At 75.7% G+C, this 22490-nt stretch carries 26 protein-coding genes and 2 riboswitches; of the genes, 9 read left to right on the forward strand and 17 right to left on the reverse strand.

Features of this window, described 5'->3' with window-relative positions; translation table 11 throughout:
* The 8 genes from ACI799_RS18605 to ACI799_RS18640 form a co-directional block, all read right to left on the reverse strand.
* The coding region (locus ACI799_RS18605; RefSeq protein ID WP_456613662.1) for an ABC transporter ATP-binding protein at positions 1 to 613 on the reverse strand (613 nt) is incomplete at its 3' end.
* 80 nt (positions 614 to 693) lie between these two features.
* Entirely contained in the window at positions 694 to 1311 is a 618-nt protein-coding gene (locus ACI799_RS18610) for an ECF transporter S component (RefSeq protein WP_456589830.1), read from the reverse strand.
* A riboswitch (TPP riboswitch) is annotated at positions 1310 to 1413 on the reverse strand. (Overlaps the previous gene by 2 nt.)
* 24 nt (positions 1414 to 1437) lie before the next feature.
* Positions 1438 to 2070: a thiamine phosphate synthase gene (locus ACI799_RS18615; protein WP_456589829.1), complete on the reverse strand. Its 633-nt coding sequence runs from the start codon at positions 2068 to 2070 to the stop codon at positions 1438 to 1440.
* Complete coding sequence (locus tag ACI799_RS18620; protein ID WP_456613663.1) at positions 2067 to 2879, reverse strand: thiazole synthase; 813 nt, start codon at positions 2877 to 2879, stop codon at positions 2067 to 2069. The genes ACI799_RS18615 and ACI799_RS18620 overlap by 4 nt, the downstream gene beginning before the upstream one ends.
* Before the next feature lie 4 nt (positions 2880 to 2883).
* Complete coding sequence (gene thiS / locus ACI799_RS18625; RefSeq protein ID WP_456589827.1) at positions 2884 to 3084, reverse strand: sulfur carrier protein ThiS; 201 nt, start codon at positions 3082 to 3084, stop codon at positions 2884 to 2886.
* A 5-nt stretch (positions 3085 to 3089) separates the two neighbouring features.
* Positions 3090 to 4208, reverse strand: coding sequence for a glycine oxidase ThiO (gene thiO / locus ACI799_RS18630; RefSeq protein WP_456589826.1), 1119 nt, complete (start codon positions 4206 to 4208; stop codon positions 3090 to 3092).
* On the reverse strand, positions 4205 to 4831 hold the full coding sequence (gene thiE, locus ACI799_RS18635; RefSeq protein WP_456613664.1) for a thiamine phosphate synthase: 627 nt from the start codon (positions 4829 to 4831) through the stop codon (positions 4205 to 4207). The genes thiO and thiE overlap by 4 nt, the downstream gene beginning before the upstream one ends.
* On the reverse strand, positions 4828 to 6174 hold the full coding sequence (locus ACI799_RS18640) for a purine-cytosine permease family protein (protein ID WP_456589824.1): 1347 nt from the start codon (positions 6172 to 6174) through the stop codon (positions 4828 to 4830). Before ACI799_RS18640 ends, thiE begins: the two co-directional genes overlap by 4 nt.
* Positions 6164 to 6275, reverse strand: a riboswitch (TPP riboswitch). Its footprint overlaps the gene before it by 11 nt.
* A 46-nt stretch (positions 6276 to 6321) precedes the next feature.
* Between ACI799_RS18640 and ACI799_RS18645 the strand changes: the two genes are divergently transcribed.
* Together ACI799_RS18645 and ACI799_RS18650 are read left to right on the forward strand one after the other, a co-directional pair.
* Positions 6322 to 6915, forward strand: coding sequence for a thiaminase II/PqqC family protein (locus ACI799_RS18645; protein WP_456589823.1), 594 nt, complete (start codon positions 6322 to 6324; stop codon positions 6913 to 6915).
* On the forward strand, positions 6912 to 7529 hold the full coding sequence (locus tag ACI799_RS18650; RefSeq protein ID WP_456589822.1) for a TenA family protein: 618 nt from the start codon (positions 6912 to 6914) through the stop codon (positions 7527 to 7529). The genes ACI799_RS18645 and ACI799_RS18650 overlap by 4 nt, the downstream gene beginning before the upstream one ends.
* A 45-nt stretch (positions 7530 to 7574) precedes the next feature.
* Here the strand turns inward: ACI799_RS18650 and ACI799_RS18655 are convergent, their stop codons facing one another.
* Complete coding sequence (locus ACI799_RS18655; RefSeq protein WP_456613665.1) at positions 7575 to 8867, reverse strand: Nramp family divalent metal transporter; 1293 nt, start codon at positions 8865 to 8867, stop codon at positions 7575 to 7577.
* 98 nt (positions 8868 to 8965) lie between these two features.
* A complete protein-coding gene (locus ACI799_RS18660; RefSeq protein WP_456613666.1) occupies positions 8966 to 9685 on the reverse strand; it encodes a Mut7-C RNAse domain-containing protein in 720 nt (239 codons plus the stop codon).
* 106 nt (positions 9686 to 9791) lie between these two features.
* Between ACI799_RS18660 and ACI799_RS18665 the strand changes: the two genes are divergently transcribed.
* The gene (locus tag ACI799_RS18665; protein WP_456600444.1) at positions 9792 to 10592 is read left to right on the forward strand and encodes an SDR family NAD(P)-dependent oxidoreductase; all 801 of its coding nucleotides are present in this window, start codon (positions 9792 to 9794) and stop codon (positions 10590 to 10592) included.
* Positions 10593 to 10628: 36 nt separating this feature from the next.
* Here ACI799_RS18665 and ACI799_RS18670 read toward each other — a convergent pair whose 3' ends face one another.
* The 6 genes from ACI799_RS18670 to ACI799_RS18695 form a co-directional block, all read right to left on the reverse strand.
* Positions 10629 to 11072, reverse strand: coding sequence for a rhodanese-like domain-containing protein (locus ACI799_RS18670; RefSeq protein ID WP_456589818.1), 444 nt, complete (start codon positions 11070 to 11072; stop codon positions 10629 to 10631).
* A gap of 78 nt (positions 11073 to 11150) precedes the next feature.
* A complete protein-coding gene (locus tag ACI799_RS18675) occupies positions 11151 to 11837 on the reverse strand; it encodes an alpha/beta hydrolase (protein ID WP_456589817.1) in 687 nt (228 codons plus the stop codon).
* Positions 11834 to 12043 (reverse strand): hypothetical protein, encoded by a 210-nt coding sequence (locus tag ACI799_RS18680; protein WP_456589816.1) that lies wholly within the window; start codon positions 12041 to 12043, stop codon positions 11834 to 11836. The genes ACI799_RS18675 and ACI799_RS18680 overlap by 4 nt, the downstream gene beginning before the upstream one ends.
* Positions 12044 to 12085: 42 nt before the next feature.
* Positions 12086 to 13099, reverse strand: a complete 1014-nt coding sequence (locus tag ACI799_RS18685) for an NADP-dependent oxidoreductase (protein WP_456613667.1) — start codon at positions 13097 to 13099, stop codon at positions 12086 to 12088.
* Positions 13100 to 13204: 105 nt separating this feature from the next.
* A complete protein-coding gene (locus ACI799_RS18690; RefSeq protein WP_456613668.1) occupies positions 13205 to 13600 on the reverse strand; it encodes an ArsR/SmtB family transcription factor in 396 nt (131 codons plus the stop codon).
* Positions 13601 to 14257 carry an SRPBCC family protein gene (locus ACI799_RS18695; RefSeq protein ID WP_456589813.1) on the reverse strand — a complete coding sequence of 219 codons (657 nt, stop codon included), beginning with the start codon at positions 14255 to 14257 and terminating at the stop codon, positions 13601 to 13603.
* Between the two features lie 138 nt (positions 14258 to 14395).
* Between ACI799_RS18695 and msrA the strand changes: the two genes are divergently transcribed.
* The 6 genes from msrA (at position 14396) to ACI799_RS18725 (ending at position 20602) form a co-directional block, all read left to right on the forward strand.
* Complete coding sequence (gene msrA / locus ACI799_RS18700) at positions 14396 to 15061, forward strand: peptide-methionine (S)-S-oxide reductase MsrA (protein WP_456589812.1); 666 nt, start codon at positions 14396 to 14398, stop codon at positions 15059 to 15061.
* 44 nt (positions 15062 to 15105) lie between these two features.
* A complete protein-coding gene (locus ACI799_RS18705) occupies positions 15106 to 16023 on the forward strand; it encodes a haloalkane dehalogenase (protein ID WP_456613669.1) in 918 nt (305 codons plus the stop codon).
* Positions 16024 to 16030: 7 nt separating this feature from the next.
* Positions 16031 to 17161 (forward strand): methyltransferase, encoded by a 1131-nt coding sequence (locus ACI799_RS18710; protein WP_456589810.1) that lies wholly within the window; start codon positions 16031 to 16033, stop codon positions 17159 to 17161.
* A gap of 117 nt (positions 17162 to 17278) precedes the next feature.
* A complete protein-coding gene (locus tag ACI799_RS18715) occupies positions 17279 to 18862 on the forward strand; it encodes a methyl-accepting chemotaxis protein (protein WP_456589809.1) in 1584 nt (527 codons plus the stop codon).
* A 185-nt stretch (positions 18863 to 19047) separates the two neighbouring features.
* Positions 19048 to 20052: an anti-sigma factor RsbA family regulatory protein gene (locus tag ACI799_RS18720; RefSeq protein WP_456600442.1), complete on the forward strand. Its 1005-nt coding sequence runs from the start codon at positions 19048 to 19050 to the stop codon at positions 20050 to 20052.
* Between the two features lie 46 nt (positions 20053 to 20098).
* A complete protein-coding gene (locus ACI799_RS18725; protein ID WP_456589807.1) occupies positions 20099 to 20602 on the forward strand; it encodes a MarR family winged helix-turn-helix transcriptional regulator in 504 nt (167 codons plus the stop codon).
* A gap of 14 nt (positions 20603 to 20616) precedes the next feature.
* On the opposite strand, the gene ACI799_RS18730 is transcribed toward ACI799_RS18725, so the two are convergent.
* Positions 20617 to 22458 (reverse strand): diguanylate cyclase domain-containing protein, encoded by a 1842-nt coding sequence (locus ACI799_RS18730; RefSeq protein ID WP_456613670.1) that lies wholly within the window; start codon positions 22456 to 22458, stop codon positions 20617 to 20619.
* Between the last annotated feature and the right edge of the window lie 32 nt (positions 22459 to 22490).

Here is a 22490-nt window from a genome sequence, read left to right on the forward strand (position 1 = left end):
CCCCCCCCCCCCCCCCCCCCCCCCCCCCCCCCCCCCCCCCCCCCCCCCCCCCCCCCCCCCCCCCCCCCCCCCCCCCCCCCCCCCCCCCCCCCCCCCCCCCCCCCCCCCCCCCCCCCCCCCCCCCCGCGCGGTCCACCGCCGTGCGCACGAGCGCGGCGCCGTCCGGGTCGAGCTGGGCGGTGGGCTCGTCCAGGAGCAGCAGACCCGGGCGGGGGGCGAGGGCGCCGGCCAGCACCAGCCGTTGCTTCTGACCGCCGGAGAGTGCGGCGGTCGCCCGGTCGCGGCCGAGCCCGAAGCCGACGGCGTCGAGGGCGGCGTCGACCGCCGGCCAGATGCGGTCCCGCGGCGTCCCGACGTTCTCCAGCCCGAAGGCGACGTCGTCGCCGGCCCGGGTCATGACCAGCTGGGAATCCGGGTCCTGGAATACCGTGCCGACCCGCTGACGGCGGCGGTCGGGCGGCCCGCCGTCGACGGTGATCTCCCCCTCGACGTCACCGCTCTCCGGTTCCAGCAGCCCGCCGAGCGCGCGCAGCAGCGTGGACTTGCCGGCGCCCGAACGGCCGGTGAGCAGCACCCGCTCGCCGGGGGCGATGCGCAGGTCGACGTCCCGCACCGCCCAGGCCCGCCGGGTGGCGTGCCGGAAGCCCCACCCGTCCAGCCGGACGGCGGCCGGGCCCGTGGCCCCGGACGTCGTCAGACCCGCGTGCGACCGGAGGCGAACGACGACAGCGCGCCGCTCGCGGCCAGTGCGCGGGCCAGCAGCACGCTGCCGATCCCGGCGACGACCGCCGTGCTGCCCACGACGAGCGCGACGTAGGTCGTCTTCCAGCCCGCCGACCAGTCCGGGTAGTAGTAGACGAGGTCGAGGACGGCGGCGGTCGCACCGGTGAGGACGGCGGCCAGCAGCGCGGGCGCCCAGCCGAAGCGGCGGTAGCGGAAGGCGGCGAAGCCGGCGTCGCCGGCCAGGCCCTGCAGCAGGCCGTAGACGATCGTCGTCGTCCCCCAGGCGGAGCCGAGCAGCGCGGAGACGATCGCGGCGACCAGCTCGGCGAACAGGCCGGCGCCGGGCTTGCGGACGATCAGCGGGGCGAGCACCGCGGGGATCAGCCAGACGCCGTACATGAACGCCTGGGCGGGCGGGAAGGCGGCGAACGCCGTCCCCGTGCCGGCCCAGAGCAGACCCCACGCCCAGAAGACGACGCCGAAGGCGGCGCCGAGGACGGCGGTGACGACGATGTCGACGGTGCGCCAGCGGTTGCTGCGCTCCCGGGCGGGCGCAGCGTTCGACGAACGGACGGCCGGATCGGCCATGTCTCTTCCTCCAGGCTCCCTGCGCCGGCATGACCCGGATCAGGTTCGAGGGTCTGCGGTGTCCCGCACTCTCAGCGCCGAAGCGCTCCCCTGCTGCGAATGTGTGTGTTCGGTTGTGCCGCCAGACTAGCCCGGCCACGGTGGGGACGGAGCCTGCGGCCGGGCGCCGGGTCCCGGGCGGCTGACCGGGGGCATCGCCTCGAGGTACGCGGCCGCGCGCCCCGGGTCGCGCATCAGCGGGCCCATCACGGCGACCCCGTGCGCCCCTGCGGCCAGGAGCGAGGGCACGTGCTCGGGGAGGACCCCACCGAGCGCGAGCGCCGGCGGTGCCCCTGGCACGAGGATCGCGCGCAGGCCCTCGGGCCCCAGCGCGGGGCCGTAGCCGGGCTTGGACGGGGTGGGGAAGACCGGCGAGACGGTGACGTAGTCGCATCCCTCGGCGCGGGCGGCCGCCACCTCGGCCGCGGAGTGGCACGACCGGCCGACGACCGGCGGGCGGGGTGCGGGGAACGGCTCGCTCGCCGAGAGGTGGACCGCCCCGGTGGCGCCGGGCGCACCGGCGCGCAGCAGCACGCCGCCCACCGACGCGAGCACGGGCGCCAGCTCCGCGGCCAGCAGGTCCCGCTCGGCAGCGGGCAGGTCCTTCTCCCGGAGCACCACCGCGCGCGCTCCGGCCTCGACCGCTGCCGCGACCACGTCCACCAGCGGCCGGTCGCACTGGGTGCGGTCGGTGAGCACCAGGAGGCGGGGCGGCGTCACAGCTCGGGCAGCCCCTGCATCGACGTGGAGGCCTCGGCGTGCCAGCGCCGCGGGATGCGCCCGGCCCCCCGGGCGAGCCTGCCGCCCTCCACCCCGTGGCGCATCGCCAGGGCCATCCGCTCCGGTTCCCGCGCCCGGGTGACGGCGGAGGCGAGCAGGACGGCGTCGCAGCCCAGCTCCATCGCGAGCGTCGCGTCCGACGCCGTCCCGATGCCCGCGTCCAGCACCACCGGGACGTCGACCGCCTCGCGGAGGAGCGCGATGTTGTGCGGGTTGCGGATGCCCAGGCCGCTGCCGATCGGCGAGCCCAGCGGCATGACGGCCGCGCACCCGATGTCGGCCAGCCGGCGCCCGAGGATCGGGTCGTCCGTGGTGTACGCCAGCACGGTGAACCCGTCGGCGACGAGCTCCTCGGCCGCCTCGAACAGCTCGATCGGGTCGGGGAGCAGCGTGTGCTCGTCGCCGATGACCTCCAGCTTCACCCAGGAGGTGTCGAACGCCTCGCGGGCCAGCCGGGCGGTCAGGACCGCTTCCCGGGCGGTCCGGCACCCGGCCGTGTTGGGCAGCAGCCGCACCCCGCACCGGTCCAGCACCTCGAGCATCGCCGCACTGCTGGAGGCCTCCACCCGGCGCAGTGCCACCGTCACCAGCTCGGTGCCGGAGGCCACGACGGCCCGCTCCAGCGACTCGAGACTGGGCGCCCCGCCGGTGCCCAGCAGCAGCCGGGACGTGAACGTCTCCCCGCCGAGGAGGAAGGGATCGGCCTTCTCCTCCTGCTCCAGCGCGGGGACCACCTCGTGCACGGTCATCGGGTCAACCTCCTGCGGTGGGGGCGAGGACTTCCAGGCTGTCCCCGGCGGAGAGCCGGGTCGACTCCCAGCCGCTCCGGGGGACGACGTCGCCGTTGCGCGCGACGGCGACCTTGCCGTGGCCGTTGGTGCGGGCTTCGACGAGCGCGGCGACGGTGCAGTCGTCGTCCACGTCGGTGGGCACGCCGTTGACGGTCACCTGCATGCGGATCACCTTCCGAACCTGTCTGCGGTGAAGGGGGCGGCGAGACCGGGCAGCTCGCCGGTCGCGAGGTGCTCGGCGACCACCTCGCCGGTCACGGGCGCCAGGAGGACGCCGTTGCGGTAGTGCCCGGTCGCCAGGACCACGCCCGGCACCCCCGATGGTCCCAGCAATGGCCCGTTGTCCGCCGTCGCGGGCCGCCACCGGGCGATGGTCTCGACCAGCTCCAGCTCGGAGACGCCGGGGACCACCTCGAGCGCGTCGTGCAGCAGGTCGTGCACGCCGCCGGCGGTGACCGCGGCGTCGAAGCCCCGGTCCTCGACGGTGGCGCCGACGATCAGCCCGTCCCCGGTCACGCCGTCGTCGTACGGCACCAGGTACACCTGCCGCCCGCGCACCAGCGCCCGCACGGTCCCCTCCAGCAGGCCGGCGGCCCCCCGCATGCGCAGGATCTGCCCCTTGACCGGCCGGACGGGCAGCGGGGGAACCCCGGTGAGCGCGCCGCTGCGCGCGCCCAGGGCCACCACGACGGCGTCGGCGGCCAGCTCCGTGCCGTCGGCCAGCCGCACCCCGGCGGCCCGGCCGTCCACGACCCGCACCTCCGCGACCCGGGAGGACACCAGCCGGACGCCGGCCGCCTCGGCGGCGGCCAGCAGCCCGGCGTGCAGGGCCCGGCCGTCCACCGAGTGGTCGCCCGGGACGTGCAGGGCGCCCCGTACCCGCGGCGACAGCGACGGCTCGCGGCGCCGGGCGGCCCGCGCGGTCAGCCGCTCGACGGCCAGTCCGAGCTCGCGCTGGAAGTCCAGCAGGGCATCCAGCGCGCGCATGTCGTCCTCGTCGAAAGCGACGACGACGGTGCCCTGCGTGCGCAGGCCCACCGGCACGCCACCGGCCCGCTCCACCTCCGCGACGAAGGCGGGATAGCGCTCCAGCGACGCCAGGCACAGCCGGAGCAGCGCCTCCTCGCCGTAGGCGGCCTCGGTGACCGGCGCGAGCATGCCGGCGGCGGCCTGCGACGCACCGCCTCCGGGCGCGTCGTCCACCACAGTGACCGGCAGGCCCCGCTGGGCCGCCCGCCACGCCACCGACAGCCCGATCAGCCCACCGCCGACGACGACGACGGTCACGGTCTGCCGCCCAGGGCCCGGAGCAGCTCACGGGTGGCGGCACCGGGGTCGGCCGCGGCCGAGACGGCGCCGACGACGGCCACCCCGGCGGCGCCGGCGGCGAGCAGGTCCGGGATCCGCTCGACGGTCACCCCGCCGATGGCGATCACCGGGATCTCGACCGCCTCGGCCACCGCACGCACTCCTGCCGGGCCGAGGGGAGCGGGCAGCCCGGCCTTCGTCGCCGTCGCGTAGGCGGGCCCGACGCCGAGGTAGTCGGCGCCCTGGGCCACCAGGAGGCGGGCGCGTTCCGGGTCCCGGGCCGTGCCGCCCAGCAGGTGCCCCGGGCCGGCCAGCCGGCGGACGACGTCGAGCGGCAGGTCGTCGGCGCCCAGGTGCGTGCCGTGGGCGCCGACGGCCAGCGCCAGGTCGACGCGGTCGTTGACCAGGCAGGTCGCCCCCGCGCCCGCGCAGACCTCCACCACCCGGCGGGCGAAGTCGTAGCGCTCCCGGTCGGAGGCGTCCTTGGACCGCACCTGGACCACCGGGGCGCCGGCGGCGACCGCGGCGGTCACCGCGTCGAGCGCCGCCCGGCCGACCCGGGCGTCGGTGAGGACGTGCAGGCACCCGAGGGACGCGGTCACGCCGCCGCCCGGCGGTGCCGCAGGGCGCCCGGCAGGGCCACGGCCACGGTCAGCAGCGCGGCCACGGCGAGGCTCACCAGCGAGGCCGACCAGCCGTTGGCCGGGTCGATGCCGAGGTCGGTCTGGCGTTCGGTCCACCACGTCGTCCAGGCCGCACCCGGACCGGCGAAGAAGGTCGGCAGCGTGAGCTGGTAGGCCACGAAGCCGGCCACCCAGGGGAGCAGGAGCAGCGGGCGGGCGCGCGCGGTGTCGGAGGTGTCCCACGCCCCCCGGGGCAGCAGGAAGTAGGCGACGACGAAGACGCCGATGAGCGGGACGAACACCGCGCCGATCAGGAAGAGGAACGGCTCGTAGGCGGCGAGGTCGAAGGCCAGGGCGAGGGTGGTCGCCACCACGCCGACCGCCACGGCGAGCACGCGGCGGTCGAGCCGGGCCACCACGTTCTGGGCCGACACCGCCGTCGAGTACACGTTGGCGAACGCCTCGTCGACCTCCACCACCAGCAGCACCAGCACGGCGACCAGACCCAGCGGGACGGCGAGCATCGCGTCGATGACGTCGAGCCCGCCGCGGCCGTAGGCGGCCAGCGCGATGACCCCGAGGCTGAACATGGCCACGGTGGCCAGGCCGTAGCCGGACGCCGTCCCGACGAAGGCGGTCCGGCCGCTGCGGACGTGCCGGGTGTAGTCGGCTGCCAGCGGGAACCACGAGATCGGCAGGGCGATGACGATGTCGGCCGCCGTCCAGAAGGACGTCGCCCCGCCCTCGGTCACCGGTGGCAGCGGCTCGGACAGGACCTGGACGAAGAGGTACGCGATCGCGGCGATCGCCGCCCAGACGGCGTAGCGCGCAAGCACCCGCACGACACCGAGCGGGCGCAGCGCCATCAGGGTGGCGAAGGCGCCCGCGGCGATCGCGAACGGCCAGCGCGGCGCGTCGAGGGCGCGCGCGGCGGCCTCGGAGATGATCAGGATCTCGAAGGCGGCCCAGCCGACGCACTGCACGAGGTTGAAGCCGGTGGGCAGGAACGAGGTCCGCCGGCCCAGCAGGCCGCGGAGCAGCACCATCGCCGGCACGCCCTCGCGGGCGCCGGCGGCGGCGCCCAGCCCCAGCAGCACCGACCCGATGACCGCGCCGACGACGATGGCCCCGATCGTGTGCCACAGCGGCCGGTCGGCGAGGACCACGAAGGTGGCTGCCACGGGCAGCAGCAGGCTGATGCCCAGGCTGGCCCAGAGGCCGGCGGTCTCCCGCAGGCCCAGGGTCCTGGGCGGCGGCTCGGACAGGGTGAGGGGCGCATCTCCCCCGCGGGTGGCTGCGCCGACGGTTCCGGACGTGCTCATGATCGCTCCCTACGCCGGCATTACCCGGTCAGGTTCCAGCGGTCGGCGGCGCGGCAGCCGCCCTCTCAGCCCGGTCGATCCGAGCTCCCGCACCACGGCCTCGGCCGTGACACCGCCACCCTAGGCCGTCTCGTACAGTCGGCGCCCGTGCCGGTCGACGAGCTGCCAGTCCGCCATGCCGAGGCCTTCGCGGACGCCACCCGCCATCCCTTCCTCGCCGCCGTGCGGGACGGCACGATCGCGCCGTCGGCCTTCGACACCTGGCTGGTGCAGGACGCGCGGTTCGTCGCCGACCTCCTCCGCTTCCAGGCGCGGCTGCTGGCCCGGGCGCCCCGGCCGGCCCAGGAGGTGCTCGCCCGCGGAGCCCTGGCCCTGGTCCAGGAGCTGGACTGGTTCGAGGAGCGGGCGGCGGCCCGGGGACTGGACCTCTCCGCGCCCGCGCTGCCGGCGACGACCGCCTATGCGGAGCTGCTCGAGCGGCTGGACGGCGCCGATGTCCCGGCCGCGCTGACCGCGCTGTGGACCATCGAGCGCACCTACCTCGACGCCTGGTCGGCCGCGCTCCCGGGTGCACCGGCCTACCGGGAGTTCGTGGAGCACTGGACGGCGCCGGAGTTCGGCGGGTACGTGGCGGACCTCGCCGCGGCGGTGGACGCGGTCGGCGGAGGCGACGAGCGCGTCTTCCTCGAGGTGGTCACCGCAGAGGTCGCGTTCTGGGACATGGCGGTGGCGACGGGATGAGCCTGGCCCGTGAGCTCTGGACCGCCGAGGCCGGCCTCGCCGCCGCGGCGCTGTCGCACCCGTTCGTGCAGGGGATCGCCGACGGCACGCTGCCGCGGGACCGGTTCGCCGGCTACGTGGCCCAGGACGCGTTCTTCCTGGAGGCGTTCGCCCGGGCCTACGCGCTGGGCGTCGCGCACAGCCCCGACCGCGCCACCCTCGACGTCTTCGCCGACCTGCTGGCCGGGGTCCGTGAGGAGCTGGGGCTGCACGCGTCCTACGCGCAGCGCTGGGGCATCGACCTGACCGCCGTCCGGCCGGGGCCGGCGACGTCGGCCTACACCGACTTCCTGCTGGCCACGGCCTCGCTGGGCGGCGTGGCGCTCACCTGCGCGGCGATGACCCCGTGCATGCGCCTCTACGCCCATCTCGGGCAGTCGCTGGCCGACCGCGCGTCGGGCCCGTACGAGGAGTGGGTGCGCACCTACGCCGACCCGGGCTTCGAGGAGCTCGCCGCCACGCTCGAGCGGCTGCTCGACGCCGTCGCCGTCGACACCCCGGCACTGCGGGCGGCCTACTCCCGGGCGATGCAGCTGGAGATCGGCTTCTTCGACGCCGCCTGGCGCGGCGTCTGACCGGTGCGGCCGGGTGCGCCGCCCGATCGGGAGGTGCCTGCTGATTCAGCCGAGCAGGCCGACCAGCAGGTGGGCGTTGAGCCCGATGATCAGGGCCGCGATGACGCTGCCGGCCACGGTGGTGGTCCGGCGGTTCACCCAGCCGCCCATCAGGTCGCGGCGGCTGGTGAGCCACAGCAGCGGCACCAGGGCGAACGGGATGCCGAAGGACAGCACCACCTGCGACCACACCAGCGCGGTGGTGGGGTCCCCGCCCAGCACCAGTACGGCCAGCGCCGGGGCCAGGGTGATCAGCCGGCGGGTGAGCACCGGGATGTGCCGCTTGAGGAACCCGGCCATGACCACCTGGCCGGCGTGCGTGCCCACCGAGGAGGAGGCGAACCCCGAGGCCAGCAGCGCGAGGGCGAAGGCGAGCGCGGCGCCGGTGCCGAGCTGGTCACCGAGCCCGGCGTGCACGCCCTCGAGGCTGTCGACGCCGCTGTCGCTGGTGAACAGCTGCGCGGCGATGACCAGCATCGCGGCGTTGACCAGCCCGGCCAGGCCCATGGCGACGACGATGTCGATCCGCTGAGCCCGCAGCAGCCGGCGGCGCCCCTCGTGCGTGCGGCCGGCGGTGACCGCGTCGCCGTAGCGGCCGGGGGTGAGCGCGGAGTGCACGTAGATCACGTGCGGCATGACCGTGGCCCCGAGGATGCCGGTGGCCAGCACCACGCTCTCCGCGCCGTCGAAGGAGGGCACCATGCCCCCGGCCAGCCCGCCCGGGTCGACGCCGGAGCCGAGGAGGGTGTAGCCGAACCCGATGCCGATGACCAGCAGCAGCCCCGCGATGACCCGTTCGAACGGGCGGTACCCGCGGGACTGCGCCGCCAGCAGGACGAAGGCGACGACGGCGGTGATGACGCCGCCGATCGGCAGCGGGACCCCGAAGAGCAGGTACAGCGCCACGGCGCCGCCGACGATCTCGGCCAGGTCGGTGGCGATCGCCACCGCCTCGGCCTGCAGCCACAGCCCCCGGGTCACGGGCTTGGGCAGCGTCTCGCGGCACAGCGTCGCCAGGTCGCGGCCGGTGGCCAGCCCGAGCTTCGCGGTCAGCGACTGGATCAGCATCGCCATGAGGTTGGCCGCGACGATGACCCACAGCAGCGTGTACCCGAACGCGGCGCCGCCGGCGAAGTTCGTGGCGAAGTTGCCCGGGTCGACGTAGGCGACGGCGGCGACGAAGGCCGGACCGAGCATCGACCACAACCGGCGGCGGCCCGGCTCGGCCAGCGGGGGGCGGTGCGCGGGGGCGCGCAGCGTCGTCGGCAGGACGGCGGCCTCGGTCTTCGACAGGTACACGGCGGTCCTCGCAGGCGGTCTCCGGGTGGGTGGTCGCTCGCTCCCTGCCCGCGCCGCGTGTCACGCCGGGGCCGACCCGTGGCCCCCCGGGGCCAAGGTCAGGCTTGCCTGCCCCGCCCGGTCCGGCGGGCCCGCTCGACCAGCGCGTCGATGCGCGCGGCGTGCGCGCCGCGCCAGTACACCCGCCCGCACACCGGGCACCGGGCGAAGGCGTCGTAGGTGCGGCGGGTGCCGGGCTCCAGCTCCGCCGCCACCTCGTCCTTCGGCACCGGGTGGACGGCGGCCCCGCAAGCGGTGCAGCGGGTGAGCGGCGCCAGCGGCAGGGAGAAGCGGTCGAGCACGTCGTCGAGCTGCTCGCCGGGCCGGCTCCCGCGGACGAGCGCGCCCTGCGGCAGGGCGCGCCGCATGAGCAGCCGCCGGTCCTGCGTGAGCAGCACCCGGCCCTCGGCGGCCGCCCGGGCGACCAGCGCGGCGTCGTCGGCGTCGTTCGACCAGGCGGCGTCGGCCCCGAGCAGCCGCAGCTGCCGCGCGAGGGCGCCCAGCCCGACGTCGAGGAGGAACCCACCGGGCGGGACGGCGACCGGCCGCGGCGCCGGGTCCACCTCGAGCACGGTGCCGGGGGCGGTCCGGTCGGCGGGCGTCGCCGGTGCGCCGTCCGCCCGGATCGTCCCCACTTCGGTCAGCGGGATCCCGGCGGCCTGCACCAGGTGCCCGGCCGTCGCGTCGGGGTCGAAGGGCAGCCGGCGTTCGCCCGCTCCCCGGTACCGCGGGGCGAGCAGCCACCGCAGGTCCGGGGCCGGCCGCACGCGCACCTCCATGGCGACGGGCTACCCCGGCCGGACGGCCGCCGACACGCGCCAGGCGTGCGCGGGCCTCTTCCTGGGCACGGAGGTGGCCGTCCGCCGATCCACCCGTGGAGGTCCTGTGTCCGAAGCAACCGCCCGTCCCCTCGCCCTCGTGACCGGTGCGTCCAGCGGCATCGGGCTGGAGCTGGCCAAGCAGTTCGCCGAGCACGGCTTCGATCTGGTGGTCGTCGCCGAGGACGCCGAGCTCGACGCCGCGGCCCAGCAGCTGCGCCAGCGCGGCGCCGCCGTCTCGCCCGTCCGGGCCGACCTCACGGTGCGCGCGGAGGTCGAGAAGGTCGTCGCGGCCGTGCGCGCGGCAGGCCGGCCGCTGGCCGCCGCCGCGCTGAACGCCGGCGTCGGGATCGGGGGTCGCTTCGCCGAGACCGATCTGGAGGCCGAGATCGGGATGGTGGAGCTGAACTGCGTGTCGACGCTGCACCTCGCCAAGCGGGTGGTGCAGGACATGGTGGTCCAGGGGGAGGGGCGGATCCTCTTCACCTCCTCGGTCGCCTCGCAGGCGCCCGAGCCGTTCCAGACCGTCTACTCCGCGACGAAGGCGTTCGTGCAGTTCCTCGCGCTGGGCATCCGCGAGGAGCTGACCGACACCGGCGTCACCGTCACCGCCCTGCTGCCCGGGCCGACCGACACGGAGTTCTTCGACCGGGCCGACGCCACCGACACCAGGCTGGGTGCCAGCGACAGCAAGGACGACCCCGCCCAGGTCGCCCGGCAGGGCTTCGAGGGTCTGATGAAGGGCGAGGCGTCGGTGTTCGCCGGCTCGGTGAGCAGCAAGCTGATGGGGCGGCTCTCGGCGCTCATGCCGGACGCGCTCGCCGGCAGGTCCCACAAGCCGATGACCCGGCCAGGGTCCGCCGAGTAGCCCGGGGGGCGGGGGCCTCCGGCGCGGTGCCGGCGATCAGCACCCGCAGCTGCCCCCCGGCGCCGGGGCGGTCAGCGGATCGACCGCCGGCCGGTGCACGCCCTCGTCGGTGACCACCGGTAGGCCCTCCCGCGCCCAGTACTCGAACCCGCCGATCATCTCGCGCACCCGGTAGCCGAGCAGGGCGAGCCGGAGCGCCGCACGGGTGGCGCCGTTGCAACCCGGACCCCAGCAGTAGGTGACGACCGGGACCGCGGGGTCCAGCTCCGCGGCCGCCCGGTCGGGGATCTCGGCGCCCGGCAGGTGCACGGCGCCGGGCACGTGCCCCTGGTCCCACGCCTGCGTGCTGCGGCTGTCGAGCAGGACGAACCCCGGCGCCCCCGACTCGAGTGCGGCGTGCACGTCGCTGACGTCGGTCTCCACGGCCAGCCGCCGGGCGAAGTGGGCGGCGGCCACGGCCGGTTCGGTGCTCCAGTCCATCACCGGGCCGACGCTAGGGGTGCCGCCCGCCGCCGACGAGGCCCGCTCCTGCCGACCATCGCAGCGGATCTGCCGTCCTCAGAGCGGCACGGCGAGCCCGTCCGGCGCCGGCCGTGCCAGCGCGGCCGCGACGTCCGGCCGCATCGGCGCCAGCCCCGCCCCGGCCAGGACGACGTCACGCGCGAACGCGTGCCAGCGGTGCGCCGAGCGCAGCATGCTGTGGCCGCCGGTGATGGTGAACCGGGCCACCCGCGCGCCCGCGCGCTGGGCCCGGACCGCGAAATCGGCGGAGAGCTGCGCGGGCACCCACCGGTCGCCCCGGCCGTGCAGGATCGCGACGGTGCGGTCGCGCAGGTGGCCGACGGGCTCGCCGGGAGGCGTCCACGGCGCGAGGGCGCAGACCGCCGCGACGCCGTCGTGCCCCCCGGCGCGCAGCACGGCCCGCCCGCCCATCGAGTGCCCGACCAGCACGACCGGCAGCTCTCCGTGCTCGGCACGGATCCGGTCCAGCGTCCAGCGCACGTCGGCGTAGGCGTCCGCGGCGGCGCCGTTCCAGCCGGCCACCCGGTAGCGCAGCAGGCAGGTGGTGAGCCCCCGCTCCGCGCCGGCGGAGGAGACGAACTGTTCGATCGCCCGCATGCGCACCAGCGAGAGCGCCCGCTCCTTGGGGGGCTCCACGCTGGCCACCGTCCCGCCGTGGCAGAACAGCGCGACGGCGCGGGGTCGGCCGGTCGCCGGGCGGGTCTCCAGGACCGGTCCGGTCACGCCCGGCGGGACCGGCGGCCGCCGCGGAGGCTCGCCCGGGCCCGGTCGCCCAGGTCACCGGCCTTGAGCAGGCCGTTGCTGAGGGACGAGGGCCCGCGGCGCCGCTCGAGGGCGTGCCCGAGCCGGCGCAGCACGCCGGTGGCCAGCGGGACCAGGATGGTCAGGATCAGCCACATGCGCAGCCGGCGGGTGAAGAAGAGCCACATGCGGTGCACTCTGCCCCGCCGTGGTCCCGGGGAACCGCCGGGTCAGTCGGCCAGCTTGACGATCATCTTCCCGGTGTTCCCCCCGCGGAGGAGGTCGAGGAAGGTGTCCACCGCGTCGTCCAGCCCCTCGCGGACGGTCTCGCGGACGACGAGCTTCCCGGACGTGACCAGGTCGCCCACCTTCTCGCTGAACTCCGGGGCGAGATCGGCGTGGTCGCCGACGATGAACCCGCGCAGGCTCAGCTTCTTGGTGACCATCATGAACATGTTGCGCGGACCCGGGGCCGGCTCGGTGGCGTTGTAGCCGGAGATCGCCCCGCACAGCGCGGCCCGGCCGTGCTCGTTGAACGCGCCGATGGCCGCCTCCAGGTGCTCGCCGCCGACGTTGTCGAAGAAGACGTCGATGCCGTCGGGCGCGGCGGCCGCGAGCAGCTCCGCGACCGGGCCGTCGTGGTAGTCGAACGCGGCGGTGAACCCCAGCTCCCCGGTCAGCCAGCGCACCTTCTCCGGCGTCCCCGCGCTGCCGACGACCGCCGAGGCGCCGTGGAGACGGGCGAACTGGCCGACGAGGCTGCCGACCGCGCCCGCGGCGCCGGAGACGAACACGGCGTCGCCCTCCCGGAACTCCGCCAGCCGGAACAGCCCCGCCCAGGCGGTGAGGCCCGGCATGCCGAGCACGCCCAGGTGGTAGCTGGGCGGGATGCCCGGCAGCTCGGGCAGCACGCGGACGTGCGCGGCGTCGAGCACCGCGACGTCCCGCCAGGCGGCGTCGGCGAGCACCAGGGCGCCCTCGGCGACGTCGGGGGAGCGGGACTCCACCACCCGGCCGACCGCACCGCCGCGCATCGTCTCGCCGATCTCCCAGCGGGCCGCGTACGACTTCCCGGGGTTCATCCGGCCACGCATGTACGGGTCGACGCTCATCACCAGCATCCGGACGACGATCTGGCCGTCGGCCGGGTCGGGTCGCTCCAGCTCGACCAGGCGGAAGTCGTCGGGGGTCGGCTCGCCGTGCGGCCGGGCCGCCAGCTGCCATTCGCGGGTCCGGATGGGCATGCGGCCATCCTGCCGGGCGGAGCGCGCGTGCGCCGGGTGCGACGAACTCGTGGTGATCAGCGCGTGATGGCCACGAGTTCGTCCCATTCGCGTGGCCCCGGGCGGTCAGGCCGAGCGGCTGTCGCGCTCCCCGGTCCTCGGCTGCGGCTGCTCGGCCGGTGCCGTGCGCCGGGCCCGCTGCCCCCGGGCCACCTCGGTCGCCAGCGCGTCGAGGGGCTGGGCGAACGCCGCCAGCGGGTCGGCCAGGGCCACGAGCCAGGCCTGGGCCGCCGCCAGGCCGGACGGGTCGAGGGCGTAGAGCCGGCGGGTGCCCTCGGCGCGCACCGTGACCAGGCCCGCCTCCCGCAGCACCCGCAGGTGCTGGGACACCGCGGGCTGCGAGATCGGTGCGGTGCCCTGCAGCGCGGCGACGACGGCCCCCGCCGGCTGCTCGCCGGTGGAGAGCAGCTCCAGGATCTGCCGGCGGGTGCGATCGCCCAGCGCCTCGAAGGTCCCGTTCACTCAGCTCCCGGCAGCATCCTCGGACGGCGGGGTCGTGTAGAACGCCACCGTACGGTCGGCCGCCTCGCGCGCGACGGTGGGGTCGTCCCCGTCCGCGGCCGCTGCGTCGCCCCAGCCGGAGGCGGCCCGGCGGACGAACTCGACCCCCTCCGGCGTCAGCCCGAACGTGGCCGTGAGCTGCGGGTCGACGGGGGCACCGCTCTCCAGGTGCAGCCCGAGGCCCATGAGCGCCAGGTCCCAGCCCACGCCGACCGCGCCCGGCCCGAACTGCGCCCAGAACTCGGGGTCGACCGGCGCCTCGTGCCTGAGCTCCAGGGCGGTCCCGCCGTCCGAAGGCGTGAGGTCCACCTGCAGCCAGGAGACCATCCCGCCGAACTCCCAGGTCACGGCGAAGGATTCGGGCTCCGAGCACCGCTCGACCACGCCGCCCGCGTTGCCCTCGAGCTGGTAGCGGCCGCCGGGGCGCAGGTCGCCGCTCACCGGCAGGAACCAGCGGGGGAGCCGCTCGGCGTCGGTGAGCGCGCCCCAGACCTCGGCCCGGTCGGCGCGGTAGGTGCGCGTTGCGACGGCGATGCGCGTCGGGGCCCCGTCCCGGGAGGCGGTGCGGACCTCGCGCGTGACCAGCCCGGCCGTGGCGACCGGATCGATGGTGGTCATGCCCTGCTCCCTCCATAAGTCGAATCTTATGGAAGGACGGTAGCGTCGGGGTCCGTCCGGGACAAGCCCCCTGGCGGCGGCCCGCGGAACGCGCTCCACGCCGGGATCGGTGTTGCACGACCGACCTAGAGTGGGGGCATGCTCTTCTCCCGGTCCAAGACCCAGCCGGTGTCGCCCGAGGACGCCCTGCCGGGCCGCCCCGACCCGCTGCCGCACGTGCCCGAGGTGCACGCCGTCAACGGCAACCGCATCCAGCCGCCGTTCCCCGAGGGCATGCAGACCGCCGTCTTCGGCGCGGGCTGCTTCTGGGGCGTGGAGAAGGTCTTCTGGGAGCTGCCCGGTGTCTACTCGACCGCGGCCGGCTACGCGGGCGGGCACACGCCGAACCCGACCTACGACGAGGTCTGCTCGGCCCGCACGGGGCACACCGAGGTGGTCCTCGTCGTCTTCGACCCCGCCGTGACCTCCTACGAGCAGCTGCTGAAGGCGTTCTGGGAGGACCACGACCCGACGCAGGGCATGCGGCAGGGCAACGACATCGGCACCCAGTACCGCTCGGCGATCTACTACGCCACCCCGGAGCAGGAGGCCGCCGCGCTGGCCACCCGCGACGCCTACCAGGAGCGGCTGAAGGCGGCCGGGTACGGCGAGATCACCACGGAGATCGCGCCGCTGGGGGAGTTCTACTACGCCGAGGACTACCACCAGCAGTACCTGTACAAGGTGCCCAACGGCTACTGCCCGGTGCACTCGACCGGCGTCTCCTGCCCGGTGGGCCTGGGCGTCGACAGCTCCGACAGCTGATCCGCCCCGGCGCCGGCTGCGTCCCGAGCCGGTAAGACTGAGGCATGGAGATCCTGCGGACGCCCGACGAGCGGTTCACCGGTCTGCCCGACTTCCCGTACGAGCCCCGCTACGTCGAGGTGGACGACGGCGGGGGCGGCCGGCTGCGGGTGGCCTACGTCGACGAGGGCCCGGCCGACGGCGAGACGGTGCTGCTCCTCCACGGGGAGCCGTCCTGGTCCTTCCTCTACCGCCGGATGATCCCGGTCCTCGTCGACGCCGGCCTGCGCGTCGTGGCGCCCGACCTGGTCGGTTTCGGCCGCTCGGACAAACCGGTCGACCGCGCGGCGTACACCTACGCCCGGCACGTGGAGTGGATGCGGCAGGCGCTGCTCGACGAGCTGGGGCTGCGCGACGTGACCCTCGTCGGCCAGGACTGGGGCGGGCTGATCGGGCTGCGGCTGGTCGCCGAGAACCCCGACCGGTTCGCCCGGGTCGTGGTGGCCAACACCGGCCTGCCCACCGGCGACCAGAAGATGAGCGAGGCGTTCCTGGCCTGGCAGCGGTTCTCCCAGGAGAGCCCGGAGTTCCAGATCGGCCGGATCGTCGGCAACGGCAGCGTCGGCGGGCTCGCACCCGAGGTGGTCGCCGCCTACGACGCCCCGTTCCCGGACGACCGGTACACCGCCGGGGCCCGGCAGTTCCCCGCCCTGGTGCCGACCTCGCCGGACGACCCGGCGGCCGCGGCGAACCGGGCGGCCTGGGAGGTGCTCTCGCGCTGGGAGAAGCCGTTCCTCACGGCGTTCTCCGACGGCGACCCGATCACCGGCGGGGGCGAGCGGGTGTTCCAGAAGCTGGTGCCCGGTGCCCAGGGCATGCCGCACACCAGGCTGGCCGGCGGCGGGCACTTCCTGCAGGAGGACGTCGGCCCCGAGCTCGCCCGGGTGGTGGTGGACCTCGTCGCCGCCACGCCCCGTTCCTGAGCCCGCCGTGGAACCCACCGCCGACGAGGTGCTCGCCGCGCTGCGGCGCGAACCGGACGTCGAGGCCCCCGACCTGGTCGCCGTCGACGCGACCGACCGGCTGCTGCTGGACCTGGCGGCCGAGCTGGTCCCCGGCTGCGCGGCCGGCGAGGTCGCGGTCGTCGACGACTCCTACGGCGCGCTCGCCCTGGGGCTGGCCGCCCGGCACGGCCTCGCCGGGGTGCGGGTCGGGCAGGACCTGCTGGTGGGGGAGCGGGCGCTCGCCGCCAATGCCGAGCGGGTGGGCCTGGCCGGGCGGTACCGCGTGCTGCCGCTGGGCCCGGAGCTGGCCGCCGGGGCCCGGCTGGTGCTCGTCAAGGCGCCCAAGGCGCTGGACGCGCTGCGCGAGATCGCCGAGGTGGTCGCCGCCTCCGCGGCGCCGGACGTCACGGTCCTGGTGGGCGGCCGGGTGAAGCACATGACGCACGCGATGAACGACGTCCTCGGTGCGTCGTTCGGCGAGGTGTCGGCGACGCTGGCCCGGCAGAAGTCCAGGGTGCTGGTGGCCCGCGGACCGCGGCCGGGACGGTCGTCCTTCCCCCGCCGCCAGGAGCACCCCGACCTCGACCTGACGGTCTGCGCCCACGGCGCCGCGTTCGCCGGCACGAGGATCGACGTCGGGACCCGGGCGCTGCTCCGGTCGCTGCCGGAGATGGCCCCCGACGCCCGGACGGCCGTGGACCTCGGCTGCGGTACCGGCGTCCTCGCCACGCTGCTCGCCCGGAGCCGACCGGGGCTGCGGGTGCTGGCCGTGGACCAGTCCGCCGCGGCCGTCGCCTCGGCCGCGGCGACCGCCGCCGCCAACGGGGTGGCCGACCGCGTGGAGGTGCGCCGGGACGACGCCGCCGCGACCGTGCCCGACCGCAGCGTCGACCTCGTGGTCTGCAACCCGCCGTTCCACGTCGGCGCGGCGGTCGTCACGACGGCCGCCGACCGGCTGTTCGTGGCGGCGGCCCGGGTGCTGCGCCCCGGCGGTGAGCTCTGGACCGTCTACAACTCGGCGCTGCGGTACCGGCCGGCGCTGAACCGGGTGGTGGGGCCGACGCGGGTGGCCGGTCAGGACCCCAGGTTCACGGTCACCGTCTCCACCCGCCGCTGAGGCGGCAGGGGCGGGTGGTGAGCCAGGTCACCGATTGGTGTCGATCCACCCGCTCGGGTTGACCCCGGGCCGCGGATCCCGAGTACGGGGGCGAGGGATCCGACCGAAGGAGCATCCATGACCGGGCGACTGCGCGGTGTGAAGGTGAGCACCCGTCTGATGACGCTGGTGCTCGTGGCGGTCATCGGGATGGCGACCATCGCCGTGATCGGGGCGCTGCAGGTGCGCTCGACGATCGAGGAGGAGCAGCGCACCCAGGCCCGCGTGGCCGTCGAGGCCGCACTGGGCGTCATCACCCACTACGGCGAGCAGGAGGTGGCCGGCGAGCTGACCCGGGCGGAGGCGCAGGCGGCGGCGACCGCCGCGATCCGCGGGCTCCGGTACTCCGGCGAGGAGTACTTCTGGATCAACGACATGACCCCGCGCATGGTCATGCACCCGATCAAGCCCGAGCTCGACGGGCAGGACCTCTCGGCCAACGAGGACCCCGACGGCAAGAAGCTCTTCGTCGAGTTCGTGGAGGTGGTCGAGGCCGAGGGCAGCGGCTTCGTCGACTACCTGTGGCCCAAGCCCGGCGAGGAGGAGCCGCAGCCCAAGATCTCCTTCGTGACCGGGTACGAGCCGTGGGGCTGGGTGGTCGGCTCGGGCATCTACGTCGCCGACCTCGACGGCGCCTTCCGGGAGGAGCTGGTCACGGTCGCGCTCTGGGCGGCGCCGCTCATCCTGCTCATCGTGGGGCTGTCGCTGGTCATCTCCCGCAGCATCAGCCGGCCGCTGCGCACCATGACCGAGGTGCTCTGCACCGGTGACCTCAAGCGCCGGCTCGACGAGGGTGCCGGCCGGACCGAGCTGGACCAGCTCGCCGGCGCGGTGAACACCACGCTGGGACGGGTCTCCGGCGTCGTGACCGAGGTCGGCCAGGCTTCGCAGCTGCTCGAGGAGGCCGCCCGCACGCTGTCGTCCACCAGCGAGTCGATCGCGGGTACGGCCGACCGCTCGCAGGGCCAGGCCCAGAGCGTCACCAGCGCGACCCGCGAGGTGAGCAGCGGGATCGAGGCGGTCGCCGCGGGAGCCGAGGAGATGGGTGCCTCGATCCGGGAGATCGCGCACAACGCCGCCGAGGCCGCCCGGATCGCCGGCAGCGCCGTCTCCGCGGCGGAGTCGACCTCGGCGACGATCGGCAAGCTGGGGGAGTCCTCGGCGGAGATCGGCAACGTGGTGAAGGTGATCACGAGCATCGCGGAGCAGACCAACCTGCTGGCGCTGAACGCCACGATCGAGGCGGCCCGCGCGGGTGAGGCCGGCAAGGGCTTCGCCGTGGTGGCGAACGAGGTGAAGGAGCTGGCGCAGGAGACGGCGAAGGCGACCGAGGACATCGCCAAGCGGGTCGAGGCCATCCAGACCGACACCGGCAGCGCCGTCCGGGCCATCGGCGACGTCACCACGATCATCGCGGAGATCAACGACTACCAGACGACGATCGCCTCGGCCGTCGAGGAGCAGACCGCCACCACGAACGAGATGAGCCGGGCGATCGGGGACGCCGCGGAGAGCGGCCGGTCGATCGCCGGGACCGTCGCCGAGGTCGCCCAGGGTGCGCAGGAGACCTCCGCCGGGGTGGTCGCCATGCAGGCGGCGGCCGGCGACCTCGTGCGCATGTCCGGCGAGCTGCGGAAGGTCGCCGGAGCCTTCCAGCAGTGACCTGACGCCGGCCGGTGGCGGTGGGGTGGACACCCCGCCGCCACCGGTGCGTCCGCCCCCGGGCCGCCCCAAGGGGTGAACGGGACCCACCCCGCCGCGCGCTGCCGGTGCCGCGTGGCCCAGGATGTCGCAGAATGCTCAACCAGCCGGCCGGAAGGCTCCGGCCCGAGGGCGCAGGGGGCTGCATGGCTCAGGTGAGGGACGGGGACGCCGCGGTGGCCGGCCCGGTCGCCTGCCACCCTGCGCCCGCGCAGCAGGTGCGCACCCACACCGCCGCGCTGGTCGGCTCGGACGCGGAGCTGCTCGCGGCCGTCCTGCCCTACCTGGACGAGGGCCTGCGCGACGACGACCTGGTCGTCCTCTGCTGCCCGCCGCAGACGGCGGCGCTGATCGGCGGGGGGCTGGGGGAGCGCGCCGGCGCCCTGGCAGCGGACCCCCGGGTGTCCCTGCTCGACACCTCCGTGCCCGATGCCGTCGCCGCCACCTGGGAACTGATGCGACGGGCGAGGGAGACCGGCTCGGGCCGGCTGCGCGTCGTCGGTCAGGTGCAGTTCGGCCCCACGCCGCGGAACTGGCGGGAAGGCCTGCGCTACGAGGCCGCCGTCAACATCCTGCTGGCCGCACGGCCGGTCTCGGCGCTGTGCCTGTTCGACCGCCGCGAGCTCCCGGCCGAGGTGCTGGCCGGCGCGGCCGCCACGCACCCCGAGCTGCTCACCGGCGGCCGGGTGGAGCGGAGCGGGGCGTTCGAGGAACCCGCCGACTACGTGCGCCGGCTGCCGCTCCCCCGGGAGCCGATGGAGGCCGGTGCGCCGGCGCTCGCGGTCGAGGACGCGCCGTCGCTGGCCTACCTCCGCCAGGAGCTCCGCACGGTGATCACGGCCCGGGTGCCCGACCGGGACCAGGCCGCGGACCTGCACCTGGCCGCCAGCGAGATCGCCTCCAACGCCTTCCGGCACGGGTCCCGACCGGTCTCCGCGTACGTGTGGGCCGACGGCGAGGGCCTGGTGTGCACGATCACCGACCAGGGCGCCGGCTTCGACCTGCCCTGGGCCGGGTTCCGCCCCGCGCACGGGGTCGACCTCGCCAACGGCGGGATGGGGCTGTGGCTGGCGCGCAAGCTGTGGGACCACGTGGACCTGCTCCCCGGTCCGTCCGGCTTCTCGGTCCGGCTCAGCAGCCGGCTGCGCTGATGCGCGGCGGCCTGGCTGCGCGGTCGGGGCCGTTACGGTGAGCGACGTGGAGGACGCCGTCGACCTGATCCTCGAGCAGTGGGCTCGGGAACGCCCGGATCTGGACTGCTCTCCGATGGGGATCATCGGGCGCATCACGCAGCTGCAGCGGGAGGTCCACCTCGCGCAGCGGGACACCTTCGCCCGGCACGGTCTCGACGCGCCGTCCTTCGACGTCCTGGCGGCGCTCCGGCGGGCGGGAGCGCCCTACCAGCTCACTCCCACCGCCCTGATGCGCACGGCGCTGGTCACCTCCGGGGCGATCACCCAGCGGCTGGACCGGCTGGAGGAGCGCGGCCTGATCACCCGTGAGCGCAGCGAGGCCGACGGGCGGGCCGTCGTGGTCACGCTCACCGACGCCGGCCGGGCGGCCCTGGACGCGGCCCTGCCCGACCACCTGGAGACCGAGCGGCGCCTGCTGGAGGCCCTGCCGTCGGGGGACCGGGAGCAGCTCGCGGCGCTGCTGCGCCGCCTGCTCGTGGGCCTGGGCCGGCTGCCGCAGCAGCCCTGACCCGTGGAGCGGGTTCAGCCGAGCACGGCGTCCGTCGCCGCCAGCAGGGCGCGCGAGTCCTTGCCCGACCGCTTCGCGGCGTACATCGCGGTGTCCGCCCGGTGCAGCAGCTCCTCGGCCGTGCAGCCGGCCACGCCCAGCGCGCCGCCGATGCTGGCGGTCACGGTGATCGTGCGGTCGCCGACCTCCACGGGGGCCCGGAGCGCCGCGAGCAGGCGGTCGGCGACCTCGCGCAGGCGGTCGCCGTCGGCGTCGTCGAGCAGGAGGGCGAACTCGTCGCCGCCCAGCCGCGCCACCACGTCGTCCCCCCGCACGTCGGCGGACAGCCGGGCGGCGACGGCCAGCAGGAGGTCGTCCCCGGCCGCATGCCCCAGGGTGTCGTTCACGCTCTTGAAGTCGTCGACGTCGACGAAGAGCACCGCCGGGGCGGCGCCCGGGGCGGCGGCGGTGGTGGCCTGGGCCAGCCGTTCGTTGAAGGCGGTGCGGTTGAGCAGCCCGGTCAGCGGATCGGTGCGGGCCTGACGGCGCAGCTCGTCCTCGAAGAGCTTCCGGTCCGTGACCTCCCGGAAGTTCACGACCCAGCCCTCGATGCCGACGGCGTCCACGCGACCGCTGATCCGCATCTCGACCCACCGGGTCCCACCCGAGCTGTGCTGCACCCGGATGTCGGTGTCCACGACGCCGGAGTCCCCGCCTGACGAGCGGCCGGCCGCGGCGACGGCGGCCCGGAGGCGCGGCTGGTCGCGGGGGTCGGCCAGCGAGACGGCGTCGCGCCCGACGTAGTACGCCGGGGGACGACCGAGCAGCGACTGGACGGCCGGGCTCATGTAGGTGACCGACCCCGCGGCGTCGACGATGGCGATGACGTCGGCCGCGCTCTCCAGCAGGAGCTGCAGCCGGGCCTCGCTCGCGGTCAGCGCGAGCCGGGTGCGTTCCCGCTCCCGGCTGAGCGCGAGCAGCCGCCAGAGGGCGAGCCCGGTCAACAGCGCGCTCCCGCCGCCCAGGACGTAGCCGACCTCACCGTGGTCCGCGGTCCACAGGATCAGGACGGCAGGGCTGACCAGCAGGGCGGCGCCCACGGTGACGACCCGGCCGAAGGTGGTGTCCCCGTCGGTGGCGGGGCCGGGCCCCAGCGCGGTGACCGAGGGGTGCCGACCGGCCAGGCAGAGCGCGGCGACGGGGAGCAGCGACAGCGGGTCCAGCACCCCCGACCCCCGCAGCGCGGAGCCGGTGAGGATGGCGCCGCCGTATGCCGCCACGGCCAGCGCGGCGGCGGCGAACAGCGCCGTCGTGGTGACCGTCCGGCCCCGGGTGAGGGCCAGCGGCACGCAGACGACGAGCAGGACGGCGGTGAGCACGGGGGTCCCGACGCTGACCTCGACCAGGTTCTCCCCCTGCCTGTGCGGGTCGCCCTGCACCGCGAGGAGGATGAGACCGGCCGCCAGCAGGAGGGTGAGGGTGTCGGTCCAGGAGGCCCAGTCCCGTCGCCGCCTGCCGCCGCGGACCACCCCCACCGCCCCGACGACGAGTGCCGCGTACGCGGCGACGTCGAGCGCGGATTCCAGCGGTGCGCTGACCCCCGGTGCGAGGCCGGCCTGCGCGGCGACGTCCGCCACGCAGCTCAGCGCGAAGAAGACGAGTCCGGCCGCCAGGCCGGACCAGGCGACGACGAGCGGGGTCCGGTGCCGCCGCAGCGCGGTCAGCACCCCGGCGGTCCCGAGGGCGTAGAGCGCGATCTCGGCGGCCGGACGCCACGGGCCGACCGGGACGAGCGCGACGACGAGGCCGATGCCCAGCACGAGCACCGCCGTGTGCAGCCATGCGGCACGGGCGGTCGGGGCGTCGGAACCGGTCACGCGAACCCATCGGCAGCGACGACGCGCTCCTT

The sequence above is a fragment of the Blastococcus sp. SYSU DS0753 genome, assembly GCF_054051175.1.

Bases quoted from the DNA above. Each gene is read 5' to 3' on its own strand.
- ACI799_RS18610 (WP_456589830.1), bottom strand. From the start codon at position 1,311: ATGGCCGATCCGGCCGTCCGTTCGTCGAACGCTGCGCCCGCCCGGGAG.
- ACI799_RS18620 (WP_456613663.1), bottom strand. From the start codon at position 2,879: ATGACCGTGCACGAGGTGGTCCCCGCGCTGGAGCAGGAGGAGAAGGCC.
- thiS (WP_456589827.1), bottom strand. From the start codon at position 3,084: ATGCAGGTGACCGTCAACGGCGTGCCCACCGACGTGGACGACGACTGC.
- ACI799_RS18640 (WP_456589824.1), bottom strand. From the start codon at position 6,174: ATGAGCACGTCCGGAACCGTCGGCGCAGCCACCCGCGGGGGAGATGCG.
- ACI799_RS18650 (WP_456589822.1), top strand. From the start codon at position 6,912: ATGAGCCTGGCCCGTGAGCTCTGGACCGCCGAGGCCGGCCTCGCCGCC.
- ACI799_RS18660 (WP_456613666.1), bottom strand. From the start codon at position 9,685: ATGGAGGTGCGCGTGCGGCCGGCCCCGGACCTGCGGTGGCTGCTCGCC.
- ACI799_RS18670 (WP_456589818.1), bottom strand. From the start codon at position 11,072: ATGGACTGGAGCACCGAACCGGCCGTGGCCGCCGCCCACTTCGCCCGG.
- ACI799_RS18680 (WP_456589816.1), bottom strand. From the start codon at position 12,043: ATGTGGCTCTTCTTCACCCGCCGGCTGCGCATGTGGCTGATCCTGACC.
- ACI799_RS18685 (WP_456613667.1), bottom strand. From the start codon at position 13,099: ATGCCCATCCGGACCCGCGAATGGCAGCTGGCGGCCCGGCCGCACGGC.
- ACI799_RS18695 (WP_456589813.1), bottom strand. From the start codon at position 14,257: ATGACCACCATCGATCCGGTCGCCACGGCCGGGCTGGTCACGCGCGAG.
- msrA (WP_456589812.1), top strand. From the start codon at position 14,396: ATGCTCTTCTCCCGGTCCAAGACCCAGCCGGTGTCGCCCGAGGACGCC.
- ACI799_RS18705 (WP_456613669.1), top strand. From the start codon at position 15,106: ATGGAGATCCTGCGGACGCCCGACGAGCGGTTCACCGGTCTGCCCGAC.
- ACI799_RS18715 (WP_456589809.1), top strand. From the start codon at position 17,279: ATGACCGGGCGACTGCGCGGTGTGAAGGTGAGCACCCGTCTGATGACG.
- ACI799_RS18720 (WP_456600442.1), top strand. From the start codon at position 19,048: ATGGCTCAGGTGAGGGACGGGGACGCCGCGGTGGCCGGCCCGGTCGCC.